Source organism: Clostridium frigidicarnis, assembly GCF_900111985.1.
Taxonomy (GTDB): domain Bacteria; phylum Bacillota; class Clostridia; order Clostridiales; family Clostridiaceae; genus Clostridium_Z; species Clostridium_Z frigidicarnis.
In genome coordinates this window covers 20,470-28,208 of the sequence record NZ_FOKI01000039.1, presented here as the reverse complement: position 1 = coordinate 28,208, position 7,739 = coordinate 20,470, and the positions used below count along the sequence as shown (strand labels likewise).

8 protein-coding genes are annotated in these 7,739 nt (G+C 25.9%); 6 read left to right on the top strand and 2 right to left on the bottom strand.

Annotation, left to right across the window (positions count from 1 at the left end; all coding sequences use genetic code 11):
* Nucleotides 1–1,829: 1,829 nt before the first annotated feature.
* Complete coding sequence (locus BM119_RS16335; protein ID WP_090042798.1) at nucleotides 1,830–2,783, bottom strand: coiled-coil domain-containing protein; 954 nt, start codon at nucleotides 2,781–2,783, stop codon at nucleotides 1,830–1,832.
* A 218-nt stretch (nucleotides 2,784–3,001) separates the two neighbouring features.
* Nucleotides 3,002–3,160, bottom strand: coding sequence for a hypothetical protein (locus BM119_RS20035; protein ID WP_177199464.1), 159 nt, complete (start codon nucleotides 3,158–3,160; stop codon nucleotides 3,002–3,004).
* Between the two features lie 343 nt (nucleotides 3,161–3,503).
* Here BM119_RS20035 and BM119_RS16330 point away from each other — a divergent pair, with 343 nt between their 5' ends.
* The 6 genes from BM119_RS16330 to BM119_RS16305 all read left to right on the top strand — a co-directional run bounded on the left by BM119_RS16330 (nucleotide 3,504) and on the right by BM119_RS16305 (nucleotide 7,631).
* Nucleotides 3,504–3,746 (top strand): helix-turn-helix domain-containing protein, encoded by a 243-nt coding sequence (locus BM119_RS16330; RefSeq protein ID WP_090042797.1) that lies wholly within the window; start codon nucleotides 3,504–3,506, stop codon nucleotides 3,744–3,746.
* A 474-nt stretch (nucleotides 3,747–4,220) separates the two neighbouring features.
* Nucleotides 4,221–4,592, top strand: a complete 372-nt coding sequence (locus BM119_RS16325) for a hypothetical protein (protein WP_090042796.1) — start codon at nucleotides 4,221–4,223, stop codon at nucleotides 4,590–4,592.
* Between the two features lies 1 nt (nucleotide 4,593).
* Nucleotides 4,594–5,286, top strand: a complete 693-nt coding sequence (locus BM119_RS16320) for a hypothetical protein (protein ID WP_090042795.1) — start codon at nucleotides 4,594–4,596, stop codon at nucleotides 5,284–5,286.
* A 550-nt stretch (nucleotides 5,287–5,836) separates the two neighbouring features.
* Complete coding sequence (locus BM119_RS16315) at nucleotides 5,837–6,445, top strand: hypothetical protein (RefSeq protein WP_090042794.1); 609 nt, start codon at nucleotides 5,837–5,839, stop codon at nucleotides 6,443–6,445.
* Between the two features lie 36 nt (nucleotides 6,446–6,481).
* Nucleotides 6,482–6,847, top strand: coding sequence for a hypothetical protein (locus tag BM119_RS16310; protein ID WP_090042793.1), 366 nt, complete (start codon nucleotides 6,482–6,484; stop codon nucleotides 6,845–6,847).
* Between the two features lie 70 nt (nucleotides 6,848–6,917).
* Nucleotides 6,918–7,631 (top strand): HNH endonuclease, encoded by a 714-nt coding sequence (locus tag BM119_RS16305; RefSeq protein ID WP_090042792.1) that lies wholly within the window; start codon nucleotides 6,918–6,920, stop codon nucleotides 7,629–7,631.
* Nucleotides 7,632–7,739 lie beyond the last annotated feature (108 nt).

The following is a 7,739-nucleotide window of genomic DNA, read 5'->3' as shown; positions in this document are numbered from 1 at the left end:
TAAACTATTTTTGCAATAAATTAAGGAGTATGCATGAGCAAAGCTTATGAATGCTCCTTAATTTATTGCGAAGGTATCACCACTAAATTTAATATAATATAAGTTAAATGGGATAGAAGTTATTAAAAAATAGCAGTATAGCTACGATATAAAATTAAAATTAGTTTTATGATTTAAAAGAAAATCTTTATTAGAAATAATTTAAGTTAAATGAATCGTCTTTAATATATGATAAAATATAAAACTTACCTTTAGTGGAACAGCCATGGAAGGCTTGTCCACTACGTGCGAAGGGAGAGCGTGAAAGTATCAGGACCAGCCAAGGAAGGCTTGTCCTGATACGGCAACAAACGGAATGAGCTCTATAGATGAATTAAGAGGGTGGGACAAGCTGTATTAAATTTATGAATACATATGACTCTTAATATGCTTTTAAAACTTTGTGAGGTGAATTTTAAAGCAGTTTCTATATAGCATACATAATACGTATAGATTAACACTAAATGCTGTTAAAATGCTTTTTAGAAGGTGCTAGTGCATAGAAAAATAATAATTTTAATATTGCTTGTCCCACCCGGTTTTTTATGACATTTTTTATGGTATGAATTTATAATGCACCCCAACGGGTACCCAATGTTTGAACTAGCTTAATCCGTAACAGATGTTAGCGTGGAAGTGGTTTGATAGAAGAGAAAAACACTTCTACGGTTACATATGTAGGTGATAGCCTGTTCAAAATTGGGTGTTGGTATACCTTATGTAATGGATTTAAATTATTTTAGGTAAACTTATTATAATAGTGAAGTGGTGCCAAAAGTATTTTTAATTATATATGAAGTATACAGGGTAGGTATATAAGCACTATATAAGGTATACATAGTTTAAAATGAAAGTTATATGTAGTATAATAAAGCTAGGGTAAGTATTAAATTTATCCTCAAAAATCAATAATAATCCAATTTATTAGAAGCATCAAGAAAACTTAGTTTTTTAGGAAACGAAATAAAGCCTGGGAGCAATCCTAGGCTTTATTTTTTAAATTTTATTATATAAAATACTTATATGCAATTGGAACACATATTAATAAAATCAAACTTAAGATAAATAAATGATATATAACATCAATTCTAACACCGCTTTTATTTTTTCTAATCAATTTAATCACCTCATTTGTAATTATTTACAAAATAAATTTTTTTATACAAAATATAAAAGAAATAAGGTCTGGGATTTATCCAAGACCTTATTTGGGGGATTTTTAAGGGGTTTCCCACTTAATTTTAATTATGTTTTCATGATTTTTATGGATAATGTAATATGAAAATTTATAGAAGAATATAGTATATGTTTTGATTTTAAGAGTGAAAACTTCCTTTGAATGGACAAGCAAGACCTAAGAGCATGCATAATAAAGATATTATAAGACGTGGTTATTAAATTATATGTAAGAGGTAATTATGGGTTTTATAATTCTTTATGCAAAGATATGCAGTCTTTTAAGAGCTTTATGGATGAGAGCTTGTCTATGAACTTTGAAGGGAGGATTGGAGGGAAGACCTCCATTTAAGATAATGGAGTTTTTTATCATAACTGTTTAAATGGTGTTTTGGTTTATAGGACTTTAAGTGGGGTGGGATTTTATGAGATGGTGTGGAGGGGAGAGTTGTGGTTAAAAGGTTACATTTATGTATTATTGGAGGTTTAGAACATACAACATAATAGGGATAAAATTAGTTTAATAGTATTAATCTATAGTTATTTTAATTCTTAACTTCTTAAGAATTTAGGAATTAAAATACTTAAGAAGTTAAGAATTAAAGAGCTACAAATTATTTAGTTTTAGATGATGCTGTCTTGGCTTTATGAGGCTTAGCAAGAATTAATTCTGTATTTAACTTATCTATTTCAAGTTGCTTCTTTTGAAGTTCAAGGTCTAATTTATCTTTAAATTCTATGTTAAGCTTTGCTAAGTAATCCTGGTATTCACTAGTTTTGCTCTCTAATGTGTTTTTATATAGATCTTTAACATCTAATAGATCTTCCTTGTATTTATCCTCTAATGATTTAATATGGGCATTATATGATGCATCTTTATTCTCTATGGACATATTTAGTGACTTTATATCCTGTTGTTGTTGTTCTATTTGGTTTTTATAAAAGGCTATCATATCATTGTTATTATTTAATTTGTCATTAAGTTGTTTATTCTCATTAATTAAATTTGTATTAGTTTCCTTTAATTTATCAAGTTGGTCCTGTAGAGTTTTATAGTCATCTTTATAGTTCTTATACTCTACAAGCTGCTCTTGTAAATTATTATTGTTCCTATTTGCTATATCTAGGTTATTAGTTTTTTCTAATATAGCATTCTCTAATTTTTTAACTTCATTTTCTGCTAAATCCTTATATGTATTTAAATGGTCTACTCTCTCTTCAATACTACTCTTTTCAGATTTAACTTTTTGTAGTTGCTCTTGTAAATTACTAATAGTATTATCCTTAGTATTTAATTCCTTTGATAATTCTTCTCTTATTCTCTCTTCAGCAACTGAATTTTCTTCAAGACTATTTACATACATTCCTATAGCTCTATTGATTGTATCTTTAAATGTATCAATGCTCTTTGCTCTATCCCCTAGTTTTTCTTTAGCATTTTCTAATTTAACCATATTTAATAGACTGTTAAATGCTTGTTGTTGATTTAATCCATTCTCTTTAGCAAATTCCTTAAATTGTTCCAAATCATCTTCATTTAATCTCATACTTGTTACTTTATCAGCCATTTTAAAGCCCCTTTCTATATGTAATACATTAAATTACATTGTAATGTAGTGTATTTATATTCTTATAATAGTATTATAGTACTAATATTTTGTATATTCAATAGAGATTTTGTTAATATAATTAATTGTAGTGTAGTACATTACATTACATTGTATTATTAAGTAATACAACGTAAAAAGAATAATGTTACTACAATTTGATAGTAACACTATTCTTTTTATAAATCTTTTGATTTATTAGTAATAACTTCAGTACTATAAAAACCATACTTTTCTCTTTTTTCTAAAATTAATGGTAACTCTTCTTTAACCATTTTTTCTATAATTTTTTCTCCTTCAGGTGATGCTAAATCAAATATATCTAGTTCCTTGGCCATACTTTACACCTCACTTGTAATAGTTATTTTTTATAGCATTTGTACAGTTTTTTAGTAGTTTTAATAGAAGTTATAAAAATATATTATCATAAAGGCATAATCATATAAACTATGGAAAATTAAGAATTATCAAGGGTTTATGGAGAATATATATATTTTAGATATCTAATATATTACTTTTATGTAAAAAAACAAGGTGACACGAAAAGGGTCTTTATATTATATATACTATGTATATTACCCTAATTAGGGCTATTGGATTTGCACTAAAATGAAGAATAACTCAAAATATGGTAAACTATTCTTAAACAGCTTTAATTAGTAATAAGGGGGAGATAACATTATGGAACTGCAAGCAAATAGGATCTATACTGTTGAGGAGACTGCTGAGATTTTGTCTATTAGGAGAGAGACTCTTTTAAAGCTAATTTATGCAAAGAATCTCGAGGCAAGTAAGCTTGGCAGGCTTTGGAGAATTAGGGGTAGTAATATAGATAGATTTTTAGATAATACATCTAATATTAATAAGGATGATAACAATGAAAAAAAGAGTAATGTTGAATGTGAGTTTGATTTTAATAGTTAGGAGTATATTTTATTCTTTAAAAATAAGTTGAAAAAGGTGCAATTTTTTTTGCATCTTTTTTTGTTTTATCAAAAATCATATTGGTTTAATTCTATAATATATTATAAAACTTTTTTAAACTTGTTTTGAAGCGCTTATAGCATTCAATTATTAAAATAAAGTTAAGAAATAAAACATATAAGTCGTATAGTCTTTTTCTATATATTATAGCAATTATATGTAAATATATTACATTGAAAATAATTAAGAAATAATTTTATATAGTATAAAAAACACAATATTTAAAGTAAAAAATTAAACAAATTTATTAGGTATAGTAAACTATTATCAATAAAAAAGGGATTTATAAACCCTAATAAAATGTTTATTAAGTATATCTAAGAGTATTATTTATAATAAAAAAGTTGATTAAAAAAGTTTTTACATATATAATACATTATATGTAAGAAAGTTATTAAGTAGGTGAATAATAGAATGAATGAAGAAAAAAAAGAATGGTCAGTTAAGATATCTCTTTTTTATAGGGAATATCAAGAATTAAAGGATATAGCATATGAATTAGATATTTCAGTAAAAAAATTAGTAAATAAATCAATTAAATATGCTTTAAAGGATTATAAAGAAAATAAAAGTATAAAGAGGTCAGATAAGATATTGTTTTTAGAGGATGATAAATTAAAAGTTTATAGTTTTAAAATTAAAGAAAAACACTATGAAAAATTAAAGAAAATATCTGACAAGGTGGATATGAATGTGAAAGAATTAGTTAGGTGCATTCTCTCACAGTATCCTAGTTTTGTACAACAAAGTGAAGAGCGTTTATTAGAAGACATATGGAGGATTTAAGATGAGGAAAAAGGATTTAAAAAAGTTAAAAAAAGTTTTGAAGAAAATAGAAGAGAATGTAGATGATGAAGATGAAGTTACATCAGCCATTAAACAAAGATTAAAGAGAATTGTAAAAGAAGTAAAATCATGTGTAATATATACTAAGGGGTATGAGTATTTACCAGTTCAACAATTTAGAATTTTAATGGAGAAAATTGTAAACGTGGTTAATTTGAGAGATTATGGAGATGAATATCTAGAGTATCTAAATAATTTAAAAGAATATGAAGAAATTAAAGAGAAAAGAGCTTATTTGTCCAGAGAGAAGTTTGATTCTACAAGTTTAAAAGATAAGGATACATTTTTTAAAATTAGGATTAAAAATATGAAAACAAATATTAATGACATAGAGAATTATAAATATAAGAAATTTAAATATAAGATTGGTTATTTATGCAATGATTCAAGTCGGGTTATACATGATGATAATTGTACTTATAACACTAGGGTTGATGGAGTAACACTAAAAGAAATAGAAGAAATAGTTTTATTTTTTGTTTCAAATATATTTTATTATTTTTGTAAAAATAATAAACGAAAAAAATATCTAAGAAATATTCATAAAGCTAGTAAAAGAAGTTTAATGACTAATAGATCTATAAAGAAAAAAAAATTAAAGATATTAAAAAAAGAATTAAGAGGGGCTGCTTAAAAACAATACTTAATAGTTAGTTGAAGAGTAGTTTATGATTAATGTGGCAATTAAGGAAGATGCACTACGGGACAAAAAATAATTAATTTTTAAAAATTAAAATATACAGAGGTATGTTGCACATACTGCAAGGGGTATAAGCATATAGAAATGAATAACACAATTGAAGATGAATAGGGTGAAAAAAAACACTTAATATATTTGTAATAGCTGTGATAATGTTTTTATATTAGATGAAGAAGAGAGACGATATTATGAAGGTTCTTTTAATGAGGATAAATGGCATGATTTAACGATTTAACTGATGATATGAGGTGTATGTTAGGAATAGATTAAGAATAAATTATATATTGATAGATTATTTAAGTAAGTAAAAAAGGAGTATCTACAGCAGATACTTCTTTTTCTTTTGTATATCTACACATATCAAACCGTAAGGAAGTGTTAGGGGAGATAACGATTGACAATGAGAAAAATATGGTATAAAATAATGTCAACAAGTAACCGTTAAGTGTTGTAACGAAATCGTGACGTATAGGGAGGAATTAAAATGGAAATATTTCAACTTAAAACTCAACCAGAAGGAATAGAGAGGGTAAGTTCATTTGTAAATGAAAATTTTATTTGTATAGGTTATAGTGAGCTTGATGATTTAACAAATAAAAATAAAGATGAAATAAGAGAAGAAATAAGAGAAAAATATAAATATGAGGGTAGTAGATTAGGAAATCACTTAGGAAATGTAAATGCATTTGTAAATACAATGAAAGAGGAAGACATAGTCCTTATAACTGAGAATGATTGGGTTCATATAGGACGAGTAGGGGGATATGAGTATGATTGTATCAATAATGAATGGGGGATGTATCATAGAAGATATGTAAAATGGATAGGTAAAGCTCCAAAACACGAACTTAATGAGTATGTAAGAGAATTATTAAGAAATAGAAGTATTTTAACTAAATTTAAACATCCAACAGATATAGCGGAATTAGATAAAGTATTGACTAATGGTGATATATCTAGTAATAGAAACTCTATAGATTATAATATAGTTGAAAAAGCATTAAATATATTAGTTAGCGCTTTAGATTCAGATAATGAAGAAATAAGAGTTAAAGCTGCTATAGGATTATTACAACATAATAAATTTAATTAATATAGAGATTCCTTGATAATGAAAGGGGATATTTTTATGATTATTTCTATTGATACAAAAAAGCCAAGAACTAAATTACCTTATAGTGATGATTTTACTAAGTGGAAGAAAAATTTACTAGATGATGATTATACTGCAATAGTTAATGAGCTTAATAGTGTTTTTGATAGTGGTAAAGTACACACAGCAGGATGGATACCAGGACATAATTGGATAGGAACAGTTTATGAACCTATTTTTAAAGCATGTAATAAAAATCAAGTAAGAGCAGCTCTATTCTTTGGATTAATAGTGTATAAAGTATTTATGGATAGAGATGATACATGGGCATGTGATAGATTTCAATTAGATGGTAAAGAAATAAAAAGTTTAACTTATTTTAAAGTAAATAATATACTATAAAAAATATGTTTAACACAATACAACCATAAGTGACAGAGGTTTTTACTAAAATTAACTAGGGGGTAAATTTATGCAAATACCTAAGCTACAATATTCTAATCGTTCAAGAGAATATAATATTTGTGATGAAGAGATAAGAGATAAAATTATTTATGGATATTTATTTGAAGGAAAATCTCATAGAAAATTAGACGAAGAATATATAAAAGTTAATTCTGACTATAGTCGTGGGTGGCAATCTATGGGGGTACTTCATTATATGGGTATTAGAAAAGAGTTTAAAGGAATTTTTTCAGAGATTGACATAATAGATGTAATAAAAGAATTGAGGAAGCTAAATGATACTAATTATAATTTACTAATTGAATCATTAGAGAGATGTTTTATAAGTATCTGTAGTGAAATTATAGCTAAGGATATTGAACTTGAAAGTGAAGAATTTCACCAAGTAATTGATATAATATCACAAAATGAAGGAAAAAAAATTAGTTATTATACTACAAGATATGAGCGAAATATTAAAAATCGAACTAGAGCAATTGAAATACATGGAACTAAGTGTATGGCCTGTGGTTTTGATTTTGAAAAAGTTTATGGAGAACTTGGCAGAGCGTATATAGAAGTTCATCATGTAAGCCCGCTTTCAAGTATTGAGGATGAAGTAAAAATAAATCCTAAAACTGATTTAATTGCAGTTTGCTCTAATTGTCATAGAATGATACATAGAAAGAAAAATCATGTTTTATCACTTGAAGAATTAAAAAATATAATTGAAAAGAATTAAAGTTTTATAATAAAGGATAAAGAAGATATAATTAAATAGTGATTTCTATTAAAAAATATAAAAAGGAACTAGCATTAAGGTGGTATCTTTATTTAGTTAGGATATAAT